Raw genomic sequence first — 19,648 nt, 5'->3', positions numbered from 1 at the left:
CAATGGGGTAAAAATTTTATTAGTATTTATTTTTTAGACAAAAATTAATGAATATCATTACTAATTTATTGTTTTCCTTAAAACAATCTCAACCAAAAACTGCTGCCGACTCTACTGCACTTCCTGCACTTAAAAATAACCGTCGCAGGATTGAAATTAAATCAGCAGAAGAAATTGAAAAAATGCGTTCGGCTGCCAAAATTGTGGCGACAGTTTTACAAGAAATTTCTCAGCTTGTACAACCAGGTATGAGTACGGCTGATTTAGATGCTTATGCTGAAAAAAGAATTCGGGAAATGGATGCTACTCCGAGTTTTAAGGGTTATTATGGGTTTCCTGGCTCAATTTGTGCTTGTCTAAATCATGAAGTAGTACATGGTATTCCTAGTCCGAAAAAAATTATTCGATCAGGAGATATTTTAAAAGTAGATACTGGGGCTTATTATCAAGGTTTTCATGGCGATTCTTGTCTGACAATTGGAGTTGGTAAAATTTCTCGTTCAGCAGCTAAATTGATTCAAGTAGCTGAGGCTGCTTTGTATAAAGGAATTGAACAAGTTAAAGAAGGTAATTCTTTATTAGATATTGCTGGTGCAATTGAAGATTATGTGAAAGCTCATCATTACAGTGTGGTGGAAGAATACACGGGACATGGTGTAGGCAGAAATCTGCATGAGTTGCCCTCGGTGTTTAATTTTCGTACTAATCAAATGCCCAATGTCAAATTAAAAGCAGGAATGACTTTGGCGATTGAACCAATTCTTAATGCAGGTTCTAAATATACTAAAACTTTACGCGATCGCTGGACGGTAGTAACTGTAGATAATTCTTTGTCAGCACAGTTTGAACATACAGTGTTAGTCACTAAAACTGGCTATGAAATTTTAACGGCTCGTTCTCAGCTTTAATTAAATTTTAGTTTTTTTTAAGGCGATCGCTTTAATTAAAATGAAGAAAATTTAGTAAGTCAGTGTAGTATTGACCAGCTAAGATGCCGAATGAACTTTAGCTTATTTCCATAAAATGGTAAAAATTTATCAAGTTTGATAGTTGTTCAATGAAAAGCTCTGAACAATTAACAAATATTTAAAGATAATTTTTATCTCAAAATATCTAGTATCTTTATAATTAGGTTTATAAAAAATAACTCCTAATCTTGTTAAAATTAAAATCAATTTTTTAGAAATTAATTTTGTTTATAAATATTTTTTTATTAATTACGTAACAAGATTATCAAAATAAAAATCAAAAATTTGCCATTTTAAAAACTAAATAATCATGGGTTTTTTGTAAGTTAAATAATTCTTAAACCCAAGTCAAGCAGAAAAATTTTCCTGGTAGGATAATCAACAAAAAGTTAACACTTATGAATCATACAGACAAAATATCAGTAGGAATTGTAGGAGCTTCTGGTTATGGTGGAGTTCAATTAGTAAAATTATTGCTAGAACATCCTGGAGTTGAGATTAATTATTTAGGAGGAGATAGTAGTGCAGGAAAACAATATACTTCTCTGTATCCTCATCTAACTAATCGAGTCGATCTCAATATAGAAGCTATTGATTTAGATGTGATTGCAGATCGTTGTCAAATAGTCTTTTTAGGTTTACCCAATGGTTTAGCCTGTCAAATGACACCAACTTTAATCGAAAAAGGTTGTCAAGTATTAGATTTATCCGCAGATTATCGTTTTAGTGATCTAGAAACTTATACTGCTTGGTATAAAACAGAACGACAAGATCAAGCGATCGCAGTTAAAGCAGTTTATGGTTTACCAGAATTATATCGCGATAAAATCAAACAATCTCAATTGATTGGTTGTCCTGGTTGCTATCCTACTGCTAGTTTACTAGCTCTTTCTCCTCTACTTAAGCAAGGTTTAATTGCACCTGAAACAGCAATTATCGATGCTAAATCAGGAACTTCTGGTGGTGGTCGTCAAGGCAAAATTAATTTGTTGTTAGCCGAAGCAGATAGTTCTCTAGGAGCTTACGGAGTAGCTAATCATCGTCATACACCTGAAATTGAACAAATTTGTAGTGAATTAGCCAGACAAGAAGTAAGAGTACAATTTACACCCCATTTAATTCCCATGCCAAGAGGAATTTTAGCTACTGTTTACGCGACTTTACGAGATCCTGGATTAGTTCGAGAAGACTTGATTACAATTTTTTCTGCCTTTTATCGCTCATCACCGTTTGTAAATATTTTACCCAGTGGAGTTTATCCTCAAACTAAATGGGCTTGTGGAACAAATATTTGTTACATCGGAATAGAAGTAGATCCGCGTACCTCACGTGTTATTGTCATGTCTGCGATCGATAATTTAATTAAAGGACAAGCTGGTCAAGCCGTCCAGTGTTTAAATTTGATGATGGGTTGGGAAGAAACGACCGGTTTACCTCAATTGGGTTTTTATCCTTAAAAAATTTTAGATTGCGGTCTTAGTAGTTTTTGAAGTGTAAAGCAAAAGGTTTGTCTTCATTCTCTTCGTTAGCAAACTGCGAAGCACTTCACTCAAAGCAAGACCGCAATTTTGATTAGATAAGCAAAAATAATAAAATGAACTATTAAAAGCGATTCTTACAGCGATCAAGAAGATCGCGTTAACATTTTCAAATGTAGTTAGCAAAACAGGATATTTTGTTATGGAGCCAGATTCATTACTAACAGAAGTCATTTTGACCCATCCCCGTAAATCTCTCGGAAAGATTAATCTTGACTGGACACCACAACCAGGAAACTATTTAGAATTAAAAGGTAAAACTTACGCTGTATTAGAACGCCACCACCATTATCATTACAAGATTGGTGGTTATTCTTTGCAAAAAATTTCCCTTCATGTCCAAGAATCACGAAAACCAACCGAAAAAACCTTAATTGAAGGACGTTGGGTAGTTGGTGATGCTAATTGTCGTTTTAATGCCAAATCAGAAATATTACGTTGTGCAGTCAATCCTGAAGGCCCTTGTCAAGGTTGTCGCTATTATGAAACGTAGCAATTTTTGATTAACCATTATCAATTCGATCTCCTACTGACAGGCGCATTCCATTGACAAAATCCCATCCAGACTGTGGACGTTTCCCTGCAACTTGTACTTCTTTAAGTAGTAATAATCCTGTTCCAGTTTGTACTACTGCCCCAAAATTTTTGATAATACTAACAATTTCTCCTGGATGTCCTGTCAGCGATGCTAAATCTGTTAATCTCTGCTTCAAAGTTTTAAATTCTGCTGGTAGTTGAGTAAAATAAGCTGCTTCGACAGGAACTGTTGCCATAATTTTGAGGGGTTTATTATCTAAAGTAGCTACACAATTAGGAAAAAAACCTCTAACTTGATTATGAATTTCTATAGCAGTACGAAACCAATCTATTGCATAATCAGATTTGTCAATTAAACGAGCATAAGTAGCTTGAGAATCATCTTGAGGAATTGGTTGAAGAGCTGGCAGTTTGAGTAAAGTTTCAATTAATAAATCCGCACCTTGACTAGCTAAAGTAGCTGCTATTTGATGAGCATTATCCAATAATTCTATTGGAGTATAGGCTTTGAGGAGCATATTTCCTGTATCCATACCCTCATCCATTAACATGGTAGTAATACCTGTTTCTTGGTCACCATGATAAATACTCCATTGAATAGGCGCAGCACCGCGATATTTGGGTAAAATCGAACCATGAACATTAATACAGCCTAATTTTGGCATTTGAAGCATTTCAGTAGATAAAATTTGTCCATAAGCAACGACGACAAAAACATCAGCCTGAGATTGAGTTAGTTTAGTTAGAGTTTCGCGGTCTTTTTTGATTCTTTTTGGTTGCCAGACTGGGATATGATGCTCTAGAGCAACTTTTTTCACTGCCGAAGGCATCATTTGATTACCTCTACCTCTTCTTTTATCAGGTTGAGTAACGATCGCAATAACCTCAAAATTTGGGTGTTCAATTAATTTTTCAAGAGTAGGTACAGCAAATTGAGGAGTACCAAAAAATACTATCTTCATCTTATAAATTAATGATTGATTGAAAAGTTGATTATATAGCGATTTTGTTCAAAACAAAGACAAAAAACAAGTAGACATAATTCATGAATTATAACTGCATAAAAATATGACTTGCCCAAAAAACACAACCAACCGATAAATTGAGCTACGTTTATCAGGGTTTATCTGTGGACAATTCCAATCCAAATAATTTACCGAAGTTAGGACACATAAATTTTGTAAGGGCGATTAACCAATCGCCCCTACGATTTACAATAATGTCCTAATCTTTCTTTGTACTGCTATAAATAACTAACTTTTATTTAAATTGTTATGAATAATCAAATTCAATCTAACTCTTACGCTCTACAAAATATAATTCGCGATCGCATTACTGCTTCACCTCAACAAAAAATAACTTTTGCTGAATTTATGGATGTAGTTTTATATCATCCTCAGTATGGTTATTACAGTTCTGGAGTTGTAGAAATCGGCTCTGGTGGAGATTTTTTTACTGCTTCTTCTTTGGGTAAAGATTTTGGTGAGTTACTGGCAATTCAATTTGTAGAAATGTGGCTCAAAATGGATTGTCCTAATGATTTTTGTTTAGTAGAAGTAGGAGCAGGCAATGGCAATTTAGCTTTTGATATTTTCAATTATTTACAAAATAATCAACAAGATTTCTTTCAGACTTTAAAATATATTATTATCGAAGAATCTCCAGCATTGAAAAAACGACAACAAGAATTACTTCAAGAATTTAAAGATCAAATTGTATGGCGATCGCTTTTAGAACTTCCTGATAATTCTTTAGTTGGTTGTGTATTTTCTAATGAATTAATTGATGCTTTTCCTGTTAATCAAGTAATTATTAATCAAGGTAAATTACAAGAGGTTTATTTAACTAATTTAGAGAATCAAATTACTGAAGTTTATGGAGAACTATCTACTTCTAAAATATTAGAATACTTTCAGTTAGTTAAGTTGAATTTTCCTAGTAAAGATTATCCCGAAAGTTATCGTACTGAAGTTAACTTGGCTGCTTTGGATTGGTTAAAAACCATAGCTCATAAATTACAACAAGGTTATTTATTAACCATTGACTACGGCTATCCTGCCCACAAATACTACCATCCCCAAAGGTCGCAAGGAACATTACAATGCTACTATCAACATCGCCGACACAATAATCCTTATCTTAATCTTGGTTATCAAGACCTTACTACTCATGTTGATTTTACGGCCCTAGAAGTTGAAGGTAACAAGTGGGGATTAACCAAAATTAGTTTTACTCAACAAGGAATGTTCTTAATGGCTTTGGGATTAGGCGATCGCTTATCAAATCTTGCTAATGGTAACTATAGCGCATTAGAAGTTATTCAGCGTCGAGATGCACTGCATCAACTTATCAATCCTAGTGGTTTAGGTGGTTTTGGCGTGTTATTACAGGCAAAAGGACTAAAAACTGATCAACATCTTTTAAAAGGATTTACCATTCCTCCTCTAACTTAATTGAAAAAATTTTGCTCGGCTCAATATCGAAATACGCTCGAATTAATGAGAATTTATCGGGGTTATAAGTATAACTGATCCCGTAACATTTAGAGATATAGATAAAATACTTTATCAAAGTATGAAAAATATCTTAAGATTGACAAGTAAGAAAGTTAAATTTCTTAAAAACTAACTAACTAAAAAAAAGATAATAGATTAGGAGGACATCTATGGCGCTCGTCCCTATGAGGCTGCTCTTAGATCACGCGGCTGAGAACAATTATGGTATTCCTGCATTTAACGTTAACAATTTAGAACAAATTTTGTCGATTATGCAGGCTGCCGATGAAACAGACAGTCCTGTAATTTTACAGGCTTCTCGAGGCGCACGCAGCTACGCAGGTGAATACTTCCTCCGTCACTTGATTTTAGCAGCAGTAGAAACCTATCCTCATATTCCTATTGCTATGCACCAAGATCATGGTAACAGTCCTGCTACTTGTTACTCTGCTATGCGTCATGGTTTTACCAGCGTAATGATGGATGGTTCTTTAGAAGCAGATGCTAAGACTCCTGCTAGCTTTGATTACAACGTTAATGTTACTGCTGAAGTAGTAAAAGTAGCTCACTCTATCGGTGTTAGCGTTGAAGGTGAACTAGGTTGTTTAGGTTCTCTTGAAACTGGTCAAGGGGAAGCAGAAGATGGTCACGGCTTTGAAGGTACTCTCAGCAAAGACCAACTTTTAACCGATCCTGACGAAGCTGTAGATTTTGTAGAACGTACTCAAGTAGATGCTCTTGCAGTTGCGATTGGTACTAGCCACGGTGCTTACAAGTTTACTCGTAAACCTACTGGTGAAATTTTAGCAATCAGCCGTATTGAAGAAATTCACAGCCGTTTACCCAACACTCACTTAGTTATGCACGGTTCTTCTTCCGTACCTCAAGAGTGGTTGGATATGATTAACGAGTACGGCGGTAAAATTCCTGAAACCTATGGTGTACCAGTTGAAGAAATTCAAAAAGGTATTAAGAGTGGTGTTCGTAAAGTTAATATTGACACCGACAACCGTTTAGCTATCACTGCTGCAATTCGTGAAGCTGCTGCTAAAGATCCTTCCAACTTCGATCCTCGTCACTTCATGAAACCTTCGATGAAGTACATGAAGCAAGTTTGTGCTGACCGTTATCAGCAATTCTGGACTGCTGGAAATGCTAGCAAGATCAAACAAATGACTTTGGATGATTATGCAGCTAAATATGCTAAAGGTGAACTAGCTGCTGGTGTTAAGAAAACTGTTGCTGTGTAATTTTAATTCACCGACTAACTAAATCATTCATAAAAATTGATTCGTTGCTGGGTAGTTGTCATAGCTACCCAATTTTTTTTGTTGATTAATTAAAGTAGTAATTTTTCAATTTCAGCTTGGTCTTGTTTGAGTTGATTGATGATATCTTGGTAACTGTTAATCTTTTGTTTTACTTCATTCAATTGTTCGTCAGCTTTTGACGCGATCGCATCTAATTCAATTTGATATTGTTGACTGGTTTCATCTAAAGTTGTAATCAAAATTTGTCCTGCGCGATCGCATAAATGCCGAACTAGAAATTGATATTTGCCTTCAACTATTCTTTTTAATTCTTTGGTTTGTTGTTTGATCCGGATTGTTTTAGCATTTTGAGCAGTAAATAAATTGATCAATTGAAAAATTACAATTACAAAACCAAATAATTTACTAGTAACTAGAAAAATTATCAAACCAACAATCATAGCCACAGCAAGTCGGAACCAAGTACTTTGAGTGTAATGATAGTCCAGCAGAGTTTTACTAGTTTCTTCTAAGATTGATATAGTAATAAAATCGTTTATTTCAAAAACAGGTTTACTTGACAAATTAAAGTTAATTGTTTGGATCTTACTAGAGTTGATAAATTCTAATTCTTGTTGAGTTTTTTGCCAAAATTGTGGTAAATTATTTTCAGGTTTAAGATAATGAATTTTTTCCCATTCTTGCTCAAACCAATAACTTAAATTTTGTTGACAAAGATTAATTATATAAGTAGGAAGCCTTTGAGAATATTGTTGGTTTTTAATTATTAGATATAAATAAGTTTTGTTATTTTCTTGACATTCTAATATTTCAGATTTTTCAATTGCTTGTTGAACTTGATACATTAAACTATCATAGATAAAAGGATTCAATAGCTCTAATTTATATTGATTAACATCTTGTTTAAGAATTTTAAATATTTGCTGTTGTTCCTTGTTGAGTTTTTGAATGGTTTGATTAAGTTTTTGCTTAAATTTTTCAGGATTTTCTCCTTGGCAAAAATTGGCTTTTTGAGAATGAATTTTTTGACAATAAGTTTTTTTCTCTTGCTCAAAATACTCAGCTATATTTACTTTTAAACCATGAAAAGTATGGTCAATATAATTGTCAAATTCGTTTTGCACTAATGTATCAATAAAATTATAAAATTGATTTAATTCTTCAGAAGATTGTAAATTACAATTGGCATCTAGTCTAACCAAAAAATGATTAATTGCTTGCTTATAATTATTATTAAGCCAATTTTTCAAATAATCGAGATTAATTATATTTATTAAATTATCTTCAATTAAACTGTTATCAAGTATAAGTAAGGATTGTTTAATTTGTCTTGAATTTGCTTGTTCAATTAATTGTTTTTCTAGACTGGAAATTGGTAATTGAGAATCATAAATCAAACATAGTAAATCGCAACGAGCAAAAACTTGTTCAATATTTTGGTTTAAATTAACAACTTCAAAATTTAAATATTCAACCAAACTATATCTTTTTAGGGTAAATTTGTTAAAATTTTCTAAAAAATCAATTGAATAACTAGCTAATTTAATACTAATTTTTTTATTATTACAATGCTCAATTATCTCTGTTGCTCTTGTTATTAACGGTTCATAATCGGGATAATGCTTTAATTGGCTATTAAGATAACTTTTAATTGTTTTGAGCTTTTCAATTAATTTATGTAAACTTGGAGTCATTGTAAATATTTTCGATAAAATAAAAGCAATTTATAAGTATCTTAAGAATTTAAAAAATAATTTATATATTAGACACTGCTTGTTAAATTAAATCAAGTTAATTTTGTTACTTTTAACTCAGAGTAGTAAGGACAATTTATGAATTGTCTCTACCTCCTGTTCGCGAATACAAAAATTGTGTGTCTTTTTCTCTGTTTAAATTTGTATTGTTTGGGAAAACACTACTTTTGATTCAGACTTATTGGTTGAAAACTTAAAATTTTACTTGCATTCATGGAAATAAAGATTAAAATTGCTAACTACCAGCGTTATTGAAACCGATGATTTCATTGCTAATCTCCCTGAATTATTTGGCGGTTGCACAGCCAATAGTTGAAAACCAAACTCAACCTATACCCATTCTCCACAAAGCACCAAAAACCTACCAGGGGAAAATTAACAATCAAGATATTAATCGAACTTTAATAACTCAGTTGCAGGTAAAAAATAAAGGCAGGTTTTCCCCTGCTAGTTATTTAATAACTCAGGAACGCAACGGAGAAATCAGAGAATTTACTATTCCTGAAAATAACTCTAATTCTACTGAACCCAATACTCCCACTCCTGTAGAACAAGTTGATGTTATCGAAGTCATTGCCGATCGCCAGGAGTATAATAATCAACAACAGGTAGTTACGGCTGAAGGTAACGTGGTGATGAATTTCGCTCAAGCCGTTCTAACTGCGGATCGTCTTCAAGTTAATTTAGCAGATCGAATTGCTGTAGCTCAAGGAAATGTTGTGCTGACAAGAGGACAACAAGTGCTACGAGGAGAGAAATTTGAATATTATTTAGTTCAGGATCGCGGGGTAGTTATTAATGCCCAAGGGCAAGTAGATCAAGCTACTCTTAACCGCGATTTATCCGCTAGATTGCCAGAAAGTAGAATTATTCCTCAGACTACCTTAAGCGATCGCTTGACGATCACTCAACCTTTAACTGACGTAACTGCAACCGAATCGATTGGTATTTCTGTAGGAAGTAGCAGAGACTATCAAATTCTTGGTGATAGAAACAATCAAACCAGTGGAGGACAAATTAATCGACTGCGATTTGAAGCAGCCAGAATGGAGTTTGAAAACAATAATTTTACCGCCACTGATTTTCGTTTAACTAATGATCCTTTTTCGCCTCCAGAGTTGGAATTAAGAGCTAAAACTGCTAATTTTACCCAAACTGCGCCTCAAGTTAGTGTTTTGACTACTCAAAATTCTCGTATCGTTATTGATGATAGTTTTACTGTTCCTTTATTAACCAATCGATTTGTGATAGATCGTCGTCCTCGTCAACCAGGAATTGTTAGCTTTGGATTTGATGGAGAAGAAAGAGGGGGTTTATATCTTGAACGTAGTTTTCAGCTAATTGAGACAGAAAAAACCAATTGGGAAATTACGCCTCAATATTTCATACAAAAAGCTATTTTTCCCACCGCTTTTGATTTTAGTGATGAAGATGATGGGGGTGTTTTCAATCCTTCCTCTTTGGGACTACAAAGTCAATTCACTCAGAGGTTTTCTCCCCGTACCAATTTACAAGCCAGACTGAGTCTTACCAGTTTAGATCTGGAAGATGTTGAAGATAGATTAAGAAGTAGAATCGCTTTTGATCAACAATTAGGTAATCTAGCTAATCCTCATACCTTTAGCCTACAATACAATTTCCGCGATCGCCTTTTTAATGGTTCTCTTGGTTTCCAAACTGTTTACAGTAGTCTTGGTGGAATTATCACTTCACCCAATATTCCTTTAGGAAAAACAGGAATTAATCTTACTTACCAAGGATCGATTCAAAATATTAGTGCAGATACAGATCGAGAAGATTTACTCGAATCCAATCGAGATAATAACCGCATTAATCTTACCCGTTATCAAACCGCAGCATCTCTTAGTAAAGGTTTCCTGTTGTGGCAAGGTAAACCCTTAGCACCAACTCCAAACCAAGGTTTACGTTTCACTCCTACTCCTGTAGTTCCTTTTCTCCAACTTCTTACAGGAATTTCTGGAGTCAGTAGTTTTTATAGCAACGGAGATGATCAACAGTCTTTACAAGCTAACATCGGCATTGAGGGACAACTTGGACATTTTTCCCGTTCCTACTTGGACTATACAGGATTTAGTCTGACCTATTCTCAAGGACTTCGTAGCGATCGCTCTCCGTTTTTATTTGATCGTTATGTTGACGAAAAAACTTTATCTCTAGGACTTACTCAGCAAATATATGGGCCAATTCGAGTTGGAGTCCAAACTTCCTTGAATCTTGATGATAATGAGGAAATCAGCACCGACTATGTTTTAGAATACAGTCGCCGTACCCACAACATCACTCTTCGCTACAATCCTGTCTTAGAAATTGGTTCAATTAATTTTCGTATCAATGGTTTTAACTGGCGTGGCGATGCTAGACCATTTGAAAGTAATAATATTCGTCCAGTAAATCAGGGAGTGAGTCAGTGATCAGTTACCAGTAGGGGCGGGGCGTATGAACTCTGGAGGTTTCCTCCAGAGACAGCCCCTTGCGAACCGCCGTTCGCCCGTACACCAGTAGGTTTTCTTCTAGTCTCCTAGTCTCCTTTTCCCTTTTCCTAAAAATTGATCCTTGTGCTTGTAAAGACTGCTACTTCAGTTTGATGCGATCGTGTTTACAATATTTAAATCTTAAAAATTAATTCCGCTTCAACAGATGAATTTTAGAACTTTAACAACTAACCTGAAAATAGCAATTATTATCTAATCTATAAACTAAGTTTTAAAACAATAAATTTTTTATAAGTAAAAATTATATAAATTGTCATTTCAGACTAAATAAATTTTATGAATACAGCCCAAACTAATCAATCTCAACCTCATGTAGTTATTGTCGGTGGCGGATTTGGTGGTCTTTATGCTGCCAAAGCGTTAGGCAAAGCTCCCGTCAAAGTTACTTTAATCGATAAACGCAACTTTCATCTTTTTCAACCCCTACTTTATCAAGTAGCTACAGGTAGCTTATCCCCTGCGGATATTGCCTCTCCTCTGAGAGTTGTTTTGGGTAAAAATAAGAATACCCACGTTTTATTAGACCGAGTTGTAGACCTCGATCCCCAAACACAAAAAGTTTATCTGCAAGACCATCCCGAACTTGATTACGATATTCTGATTATTGCTACAGGAGTATCTCATCATTATTTTGGTAACGAACATTGGCAAGCTACCGCGCCTGGATTAAAAACGGTTGAAGATGCATTAGAAATTCGCCGACGCATCTTTTTAGCTTTTGAAGCAGCAGAAAAAGAAACCGATCCCGAAAAACGACAAGCTTTTTTGACCTTTGCCATTGTAGGAGGAGGCCCAACAGGAGTAGAATTAGCAGGTGCGATCGCGGAAATTGCTCATGGTTCTCTCAAAAATGAATTCCGCAATATTGATACTAGTGAAACTCGTATTCTTTTATTAGAAGGAATGGATCGCCTTTTACCGCCTTATCCTGCTGAATTATCAGCAAAAGCGCAATCTTCTTTAGAAAAACTAGGTGTTACTGTCAAAACCAAGGCTTTAGTAACTGAAATTGCTGAAGATGTCATTACAGTCAAATATGGTGACCATAGTGAACAAATTCGCTCTAATACTATTTTATGGGCTGCTGGAGTCAAAGCTTCTAGAATGGGCAAAGCTTTAGCCGAGCGAACTGGCGCAGAATTAGACCGTGTTGGTAGAGTAATGGTTGAACCAGATTTAACGATCGCAGGATATCCTAATATTTTTGTAATTGGCGATTTAGCTAATTTTCCTCATCAAGGAGAAAAACCTTTACCAGGAGTAGCACCAGTTGCTATTCAAGAAGGAGAATACGTTGCCAAACTCATTTCCAAACGGCTCAAAAATCAAACTATGCCACCGTTTAGATATTTTGATGTGGGAAATCTAGCGGTTATCGGGCAAAATTCGGCTGTAGTTAATCTCGGTTTTATTAAACTTTCGGGACTATTAGCTTGGTTGATTTGGGTGTTTGCCCATATTTACTATTTGATTGAGTTTGATAATAAATTAATAGTTATGGTGCAATGGGGTTGGAATTACTTTACTAGAGGACGCGGAGCGCGCTTAATTACCGACCAAAAAATCACTCCCGATGGCAAACAGGTAGAAACTGAAGCTAATCAATATGAACTCTTGAAAAATTAAAAATCATCTCAATGGTAGTAGAAAATCCCCTAAAATTGGTTACTTATAGCTCAATTGAGGCAGCAACAAAGCGTCTACAAAGACAGGCACATCGTACACCAGTTTTAACTTCTACTACCGTCAACACGTTGGTTGTATCTGCGCCATGGGATGAGGTATCCCCCAACGTCAATCAATTAACTAACGCTGAAGTATTTTTCAAAAATGTAGATCCAGACGTAAAGTATTAACAACTATTTATTAGTTAGTATCACTAAATCTAGTATGATTGCTCACAAGTTTGAGAAGTATCTTTTAAAGCTTTAGGAAATGCTACCCTTCAATCGTTGGCAGAAACGTTTGATTTTCATTTATCTACCTTTAATTGCCATTGTAAGTATTATTATTGCTTGTAGCAATACATCAAATTCTAATTTATCCCAAGTTAATCAATCAACTAATAGCTCTGATACATTACAAATTTGGTGGGATAAAGGTTATATTCCTGAAGAAGACGAAATTCTGCAAAAACTTGTTAATAATTGGCAACAAAAAACTGGTAATCAAGTAGAACTGACCTTTTATACTGCTGACGAAATTACTCAAAAAACAAAAAGAGCTATTGAAGCTGGTAATCCTCCAGATGTTTTATTTTCTAGTCGTGCTGAATATCCTTTACTCGCTTGGCAAGGAAAACTAGCCGATGTCTCTGAAGTAATCAAACCAATAGAAAAACTATATTCTACTACTGCTTTAAAAGCTGCTTATTTATATAATCAAAAGGCAGAGCAAAAAAGTTACTATGCAGTTCCGCTTCATCAAGCAACTATTCATATTTTTTATTGGCAAGATTGGTTAAAACAAGTAGGGAAAACTGCCCAGGATATTCCTCAAGATTGGGACAATTTTTGGCAATTTTGGCAACCTATATCTGAGCAAATCAAAACTCAAGCACAATCAGAAATATATGCTCTTGGGATTCCTATTTCCGTCGAAGCTTCAGATACTTACTATTTATTTGAGCAAATTTTAGAAGCTTACGATGTCGAAATTTTAGATTCTGAAGGAAATTTGTTGATTGATCAACCTCAAGTTCGCCAAGGAATTATTACTTGTTTGCAATGGTATCAACAACTGTATCAACAAGGATATATTCCTCCTCAAGCATTACAATGGTTAGACCCTGACAACAATCGTAACTTACTCAATCGTCAAGTCTTGATGACTCCCAATCCTACTCTTTCTATTGCTAGTGCGGTACGTCAAGATCCAGAAACTTATTTTAATAAACTGGGCATTGCTGAATTTCCTCGTAAACCCAATGGCGAACCCATGCGTCACATTGTATCAGTTAGACAAGCTGTGATTTTGGCAGGAGCTAAACAGGAAAAAATAGCCAAAGAATTTCTTACTTATTTGATTCAACCAGAAGTAATTGCAGATTATCTCAAAAGTGCTGGAGGTCGTTATGTTCCTGTTATGACCGCAGCAAGAAAAGACAAATTTTGGCAAAATCAGGCAGATCCCCATATTTATACCGCAGTTAAAACTTTAATCGATCAACCAACCAGACTATTTTATTCTGTGCAAAATCCTGCTTATAGCTTAGTTTTAGAACAAAATATTTGGGGACAAGCACTCAAAAAAATCATCTTGGAAGATATTTCCCCAGAACAAGCAGCCGATAGTGCGATCGCACAAATTCAACAAATTTTTGCTCAATGGCAATAAATCTAAAAAATCGCTCAAAATCCGAAGATCATGAGCAATTATCAGTTTTTGAGTCAGATTATCACTCGTATTAACCGGCAGTAAAAGGAAGTATTCTAAAAATTATTGAGTTAATTACTCCCAAAGCAAAAGAGCCAATTAATGCACTCCAAAAACCCCAACGCAATCTAAATCCTGGGACTAAAGCAGCAGCTAGACCAAAAATGATAGCGTTAATTACTAAAGCAAATAACCCAAAGGTAATAATCGTCAGAGGAAAAGCAAAAAAAGCTAGCACAGGGCGAATTAAAGCGTTTAAAATCCCAAAAACTACCGCAGAAAGCAAAGCTTTCCCAAAGCTGTCAATTTCTACTCCTATCCGTAATTTGGAAATAATCAAAAGACTTACGGCGGTAACTAACCAGGTAATTAACAGAGCAACCATTTAAGTAAACTCCTATGCGATACTACTTATACATTAAAGCGAAATAACATGACATCGCCTTCTTGGACAACATAATCTTTACCTTCGGAACGAACCAATCCCTTTTCTTTAGCTGTTACCATCGAACCTGAATGCACTAAATCTTGATAGGAAATAGTTTCAGCACGAATAAAACCTCGTTCAAAGTCTGAATGGATTACACCTGCTGCTTGGGGTGCTTTCATGCCTGATTTAATCGTCCAAGCACGGGTTTCTGTTTCCCCAGTGGTTAAATATGTTCTTAAACCCAAAAGTTCATAAGTAGCTTTGATCAGGGATTTTAAGCCTCCTTCACTTACTCCCAAGGATTCTAGAAAATCTTGTTTTTCCGCTTCTGATAATTCAATTAATTCTGATTCTACTTGTGCCGAAACAATCACCACTTTAGCATTTTCTGTAGAGGCGATCGTTTTTACCTGTTCTACCCAATCGTTACCACTAGCTAAATCATCTTCGGACACATTAGCAGCAAAAATTACAGGTTTAGCGGTCAATAATCCTAAAGATTGAATAATTTCTGTTTCTTCTTCAGCTAAATCAACTTGTCTAACCGATTTACCTTCGTTAAGGGCAGCACTAAGTTTTTCTAGTACTACCATCTCTGCTTGAGCTTCTTTACTATTTTTAGCTTGTTTTCGTACTCTTTCAATCCTTTTGTCAACTTGAGCTAAATCGGCCAAGGATAATTCTAAATTAATAACTTCTATATCTCTAACTGGATCGACCGAACCAGCAACATGAATGTTAAACTAAGCCGACTTGTCACCAAGCCGACTCGTCTTCAGAACGGAACGTGAGACTTTCACCTCATTCCGCTCCTCTCTAAATAGGCTCTGTATGAGTACCATCCTTGACGCAGACCAACATATCATCTATCCATTTCCAATCTTTTTGTACTAGGTTGTTTCTGGATTTTCTGATTTTATGTATTCTTATCTGGTTTAAATCTTCTTTGGTCTTTGTATCGTGACAATGTTTGTGTAGGAGTTGAAGATTTCCATAACTGTTATCACCTTTGATTTCTCTCGGTGTGATGTGGTCTACTTCCATCTTCTCTCCCGTGTGAAAGTACTCTTTGCACCAATTACATATTCCTTTTTGAATTTTTAGTAGGTTTGACTTTCTTCTTGGCATGGTGGGATGATTTCTCATCCGCATACTCCAATATATTTCATCTCCGTTGTAGGGACTTATTTCCCCTTTTACTTTAATATGTTTTGAGATTTTTGTTTTGGAGTGTTCTGCCAATTGTTTGCCTTCCCCAATAAAATTCCAGATTTTTATTCCAATCCTATGCCAGTATTTGTCCTTAACCCAGGTTTTCCCTTTGTTTGCGTGTCTTCTACATCCCCATTGCCATAATTTTTTAAATAGCAGTGTATCCATTTTTGAGAATGTTTCTTTGCTACTTACTGATTTATAGTAGTTTGCCCATCCTATTATTACTGGATTCAATTTTTGAATCAGCGTGTGTTGGCTTTTTGCCTTGTGACTGTCTACTATTCTGGCAAGATTTTGATAATGTTTTTTAACACTTTCTTGAGAAGGTCTGATTATGGTTTTGAAGCCAATTGGTCTTCCCTGTGCTGTTTTACCAGTTTGGTGTTTTCCTACAGGGAATTGTCTTATTTGAAAACCTAGGAAGTCGAATCCTGGTTTTTGACCTTCATGTTCTCTTAGGGTGTGGGTTATTCTTGTTTTTTCTGGTTTTAGTTCCAGTCCGATGTCTTTCAACCATTCATTGATTATGTTCTTGCATTGCTCTATAGCTTCTAAATTGTCGTGGGTAATTACGAAATCGTCTGCATATCTGATTAACTTTAGGGCGGTTTTATTATAATTTTTCCTGCCTTTTAAGCTTTCCGCATACATTTCGATTTCTTTTTCCATTCCATGTAGTGCTATGTTTGCGAGTAGTGGGCTTATAGCTCCGCCTTGCGGAGTACCTTTATCTGGAAAAATTAATTCTCCATTATCCAGTATTCCTGCTTTTAGCCAAGATTTTATTTGCTTGCGTATCTTGGGGTACGTATTTAGTTTTTTGAGTAGTTTTGAATGGTTGATGCAGTCAAAACATTTGGCTATGTCAGCGTCCAGTACGTATTTGCTTTTTTGTCTTATTGAATTAAATATGGCTTCGATTGCGTCGTGTGCGCTTCTTCCTGGTCTAAATCCGTAGCTATTCGGCTCGAATTTTGATTCCCATTCTGGTTCGAGTGCCATTTTCACTAGACTCTGGGTTGCTCTGTCATAGATAGTGGGGATTCCCAGTGGTCGCTTTTCACCATTGGCTTTTGGGATGTAGACTCGCCTTACAGGTTTGGCTTTATCCGTTAGCTTCAAGTTTTCGGCTAGCTTTAGTCGCTGGTGTGGTGTGAGGGACTTTATTCTATCCACCCCTGCTGTCTTTTTGCCTGAGTTATCCTGTGTTATTTGTCTGACTGCCGTTAATTTGGCATGGTAGGAATTGATTAGTGTTTTTTGTAATTGGCGTACTTTCTTGACATCGCCGTTGATGCTGGCTCGATAGATTCTCTTTTGGATTTTCGCAACAGTTTTTCTGACTTTACGCCAGTCTATCTCTTGCCATGCCACACTATTCTGTTGTATTGAATGTGTTTTAGCCATTTTTATCCTACTTGATCTTCTATCATCCTATTTACAGTGGTCACGTCAGCTTATCCTCGGCATTACCCTTTCTTCCCTTTGTTTTGGTCAGATGATACCCGTTATTTCGGGTTGAGGCTTTTGCTTTTTGACCAATCCTACTCCCCTTACTCCCTTCCTTAGTTGGAAGATTGTTGCGTCTTGATTGACTACTCTTTAGAGAGGTGTAAGGGGGTTTTCCCGTTCCAAATAATCCGTTGGTATGAATCCTTAGAGTCTGTCTTTATACCGGGTTCTAACAGGTGTTGATAACTCCTAACGGAACTGGAGTTATTGTTTTGCGAACCAGTGCCTTTTGGCTACAGCCCATAAAGTCTATTTGGCTGTTTAACTTTAACGATACTTATGACTTTGCCTTATTAGATGCCGTGTTTTGATAGTGTTGGATTTTAGAGATATCTTCTAAAACCATCTTTTAAACAATGTCCTTTTGGACACAGCCTAACAGTCTGTTTGGCTGTTTCGATGTAACGACATCAGGCTAGTTTGCTTGCGCTACTCATAGATTCTTGCTAGAAGTTGACCGATTTAGACTATCAGTCGTTGCTCCTTTTAGTCCCGCTTTTATCCCTGGGTTATCATTCCAGGTATAAGGGAAACTTCTCACTCTCTTCACAGAGAGGGACGCTCTATGCTTTTACCGCCAACACTTGCGGAGAAGGGCTTGAGTCTTTATACTTTTATTATTATTTAGCGACCTTATTACAGGTTACTCTCACCTTCACGGATTATTTAGTTGTCAAGGTTCTGGAGTACTTGAGTTAATTTTTGCTAATTTCTTAACATTGCTTAATACGTTCCTCTTTCACCAGGCTAGTACCACGTACTTTTAGAGTACTTTTGTACTAAACGGGTCGCACAATATCATCATCGTCGAAACAACGGACAACGTGAACGATGGCATCAACTTCGCGAATATTGGCAAGAAACTGATTACCTAAACCTTCGCCTTTACTTGCACCTTCGACTAAGCCAGCAATATCAACAAACTCAATCCTGGTAGGAACGATTTTGGCTGATTGGGATATTTTTGCCAATACCTCTAAACGTTCATCAGGTACAGATACCACACCTACATTAGGTTCAATAGTACAAAAAGGGAAATTAGCTGCATCCGCTTTAGCATTAGCCACTAAAGCATTGAATAAGGTAGATTTGCCAACATTCGGTAGTCCGACGATTCCGGCTCGTAACATAACAATTGTAGTTAAGGGTTTAATCGATAAGTTTTAGTCTGCTAATTTTACTTTATCGCCATTAGCTAACTCAAACATATAACCTCTACCCCAAATTGTTTTAATTAGTCTCCCATCGAGATCGCCTATTTTTTTGCGAATTCGACCAATATGAATATCAACTTTGCGATCGTCACCAGTGTAATCATCACGATTCCAAATCGCTACAATTAACTCTGCTCGATCCCAAACTCGATTGGGATTAGTTGCTAAAAAATGTAGTAAATCAAATTCTAATGCTGTTAAAGTAACGCTTGTACCATCTAGAATTACTTCTCGACGACAAAAATCAATTATTAACTGATCTAAAACTAAAGGTTTTCTATTAGTATTATTAGTGGAGAGAGGTTTATATCTTCTTAATAAAGCTTCAATTTTTGCTTTGAGAATTTGTAAATTAAAAGGTTTAATAATATAATCGTCTGCTCCTCGTTCAAAAGCTTCTAAAATATAATTAGTATCTTGCATTGAACTAAGCATGATAATAATTGCGTCAGTTTTTCTAATTTCTTGACACAAATTTAATCCTGTTTCATCGGGTAAATTAATATCTAAAATTACTAAATCAGGCTTAAACTTCCTGAAAATTTGCCGAGCTTGTTTGCCATCCTCAGCATATTCTGTCAAGTAATTATTGTAATTAAAAAATCTGCAAATTAATTTGACTAAAGCAGGATCGTCATCGACTACCAGTATTTTTTTTTTATTAACTTCCATGGCTGGGCATGATTCTTCTTTTAATAAATACACTTAATTAATCCTCTAGTTTATTTATCTTAAACAAAAGATATCAGAAAAAACACTGAAAAAAAATTGCTTATAGTTTTTTTTTACTTAATCTTTAAATAGAAGCGAGGTGTATAAAGTTAAG

13 protein-coding genes and 3 pseudogenes are annotated in these 19,648 nt (G+C 35.5%); 9 read left to right on the top strand and 7 right to left on the bottom strand.

The genetic code is table 11. The features are described 5' to 3' along the window. Positions 1-47: 47 nt before the first annotated feature. From map to STA7437_RS04430, 3 genes are all read left to right on the top strand, one after another. Positions 48-908 carry a type I methionyl aminopeptidase gene (gene map / locus STA7437_RS04440; protein ID WP_015192172.1) on the top strand — a complete coding sequence of 287 codons (861 nt, stop codon included), beginning with the start codon at positions 48-50 and terminating at the stop codon, positions 906-908. 458 nt (positions 909-1,366) lie between these two features. Next, positions 1,367-2,425 (top strand): N-acetyl-gamma-glutamyl-phosphate reductase, encoded by a 1,059-nt coding sequence (gene argC / locus STA7437_RS04435; protein ID WP_015192171.1) that lies wholly within the window; start codon positions 1,367-1,369, stop codon positions 2,423-2,425. A 223-nt stretch (positions 2,426-2,648) separates the two neighbouring features. Next, positions 2,649-2,999 carry a DUF6464 family protein gene (locus STA7437_RS04430; RefSeq protein ID WP_015192170.1) on the top strand — a complete coding sequence of 117 codons (351 nt, stop codon included), beginning with the start codon at positions 2,649-2,651 and terminating at the stop codon, positions 2,997-2,999. 10 nt (positions 3,000-3,009) lie between these two features. Here the strand turns inward: STA7437_RS04430 and fmt are convergent, their stop codons facing one another. Next, positions 3,010-4,005 (bottom strand): methionyl-tRNA formyltransferase, encoded by a 996-nt coding sequence (gene fmt / locus STA7437_RS04425; RefSeq protein WP_015192169.1) that lies wholly within the window; start codon positions 4,003-4,005, stop codon positions 3,010-3,012. Positions 4,006-4,317: 312 nt separating this feature from the next. On the opposite strand from fmt, the gene STA7437_RS04420 reads away from it, so the two are divergent. Then, a complete protein-coding gene (locus STA7437_RS04420; protein ID WP_015192168.1) occupies positions 4,318-5,496 on the top strand; it encodes a class I SAM-dependent methyltransferase in 1,179 nt (392 codons plus the stop codon). Positions 5,497-5,708: 212 nt separating this feature from the next. After that, on the top strand, positions 5,709-6,788 hold the full coding sequence (gene fba / locus STA7437_RS04415) for a class II fructose-bisphosphate aldolase (protein WP_015192167.1): 1,080 nt from the start codon (positions 5,709-5,711) through the stop codon (positions 6,786-6,788). Between the two features lie 89 nt (positions 6,789-6,877). Here the strand turns inward: fba and STA7437_RS04410 are convergent, their stop codons facing one another. Beyond that, on the bottom strand, positions 6,878-8,503 hold the full coding sequence (locus STA7437_RS04410; RefSeq protein WP_015192166.1) for a hypothetical protein: 1,626 nt from the start codon (positions 8,501-8,503) through the stop codon (positions 6,878-6,880). Between the two features lie 320 nt (positions 8,504-8,823). On the opposite strand from STA7437_RS04410, the gene STA7437_RS04405 reads away from it, so the two are divergent. The 4 genes and pseudogenes from STA7437_RS04405 (at position 8,824) to STA7437_RS04390 (ending at position 14,412) form a co-directional block, all read left to right on the top strand. Then, the gene (locus STA7437_RS04405) at positions 8,824-10,995 is read left to right on the top strand and encodes a DUF3769 domain-containing protein (protein WP_015192165.1); all 2,172 of its coding nucleotides are present in this window, start codon (positions 8,824-8,826) and stop codon (positions 10,993-10,995) included. 357 nt (positions 10,996-11,352) lie between these two features. Beyond that, a complete protein-coding gene (locus STA7437_RS04400; RefSeq protein ID WP_015192164.1) occupies positions 11,353-12,702 on the top strand; it encodes an NAD(P)/FAD-dependent oxidoreductase in 1,350 nt (449 codons plus the stop codon). A gap of 11 nt (positions 12,703-12,713) precedes the next feature. Then, positions 12,714-12,905: pseudogene (locus tag STA7437_RS27650) on the top strand (hypothetical protein); the annotation flags it as partial. Between the two features lie 106 nt (positions 12,906-13,011). Then, positions 13,012-14,412, top strand: a complete 1,401-nt coding sequence (locus tag STA7437_RS04390; protein WP_015192162.1) for an ABC transporter substrate-binding protein — start codon at positions 13,012-13,014, stop codon at positions 14,410-14,412. 70 nt (positions 14,413-14,482) lie between these two features. Here the strand turns inward: STA7437_RS04390 and STA7437_RS04385 are convergent, their stop codons facing one another. The 5 genes and pseudogenes from STA7437_RS04385 to STA7437_RS04365 all read right to left on the bottom strand — a co-directional run bounded on the left by STA7437_RS04385 (position 14,483) and on the right by STA7437_RS04365 (position 19,527). Next, positions 14,483-14,836, bottom strand: coding sequence for a phage holin family protein (locus STA7437_RS04385; RefSeq protein WP_015192161.1), 354 nt, complete (start codon positions 14,834-14,836; stop codon positions 14,483-14,485). Positions 14,837-14,862: 26 nt separating this feature from the next. After that, a pseudogene (gene ychF / locus STA7437_RS04380) lies at positions 14,863-15,618 on the bottom strand (redox-regulated ATPase YchF); the annotation flags it as partial. 79 nt (positions 15,619-15,697) lie between these two features. Further along, entirely contained in the window at positions 15,698-17,503 is a 1,806-nt protein-coding gene (gene ltrA / locus STA7437_RS04375) for a group II intron reverse transcriptase/maturase (RefSeq protein WP_051036029.1), read from the bottom strand. An 896-nt stretch (positions 17,504-18,399) separates the two neighbouring features. Further along, a pseudogene (locus STA7437_RS04370) lies at positions 18,400-18,738 on the bottom strand (GTPase); the annotation flags it as partial. 33 nt (positions 18,739-18,771) lie between these two features. Continuing rightward, positions 18,772-19,527, bottom strand: a complete 756-nt coding sequence (locus STA7437_RS04365) for a response regulator transcription factor (RefSeq protein WP_015192160.1) — start codon at positions 19,525-19,527, stop codon at positions 18,772-18,774. Positions 19,528-19,648: the final 121 nt, after the last annotated feature.

The sequence above is a fragment of the Stanieria cyanosphaera PCC 7437 genome, assembly GCF_000317575.1.
Lineage (GTDB): Bacteria > Cyanobacteriota > Cyanobacteriia > Cyanobacteriales > Xenococcaceae > Stanieria > Stanieria cyanosphaera.
The sequence above is the reverse complement of the archived record's forward strand: the minus strand, read 5'-3'. Positions and strand labels throughout refer to the sequence as shown.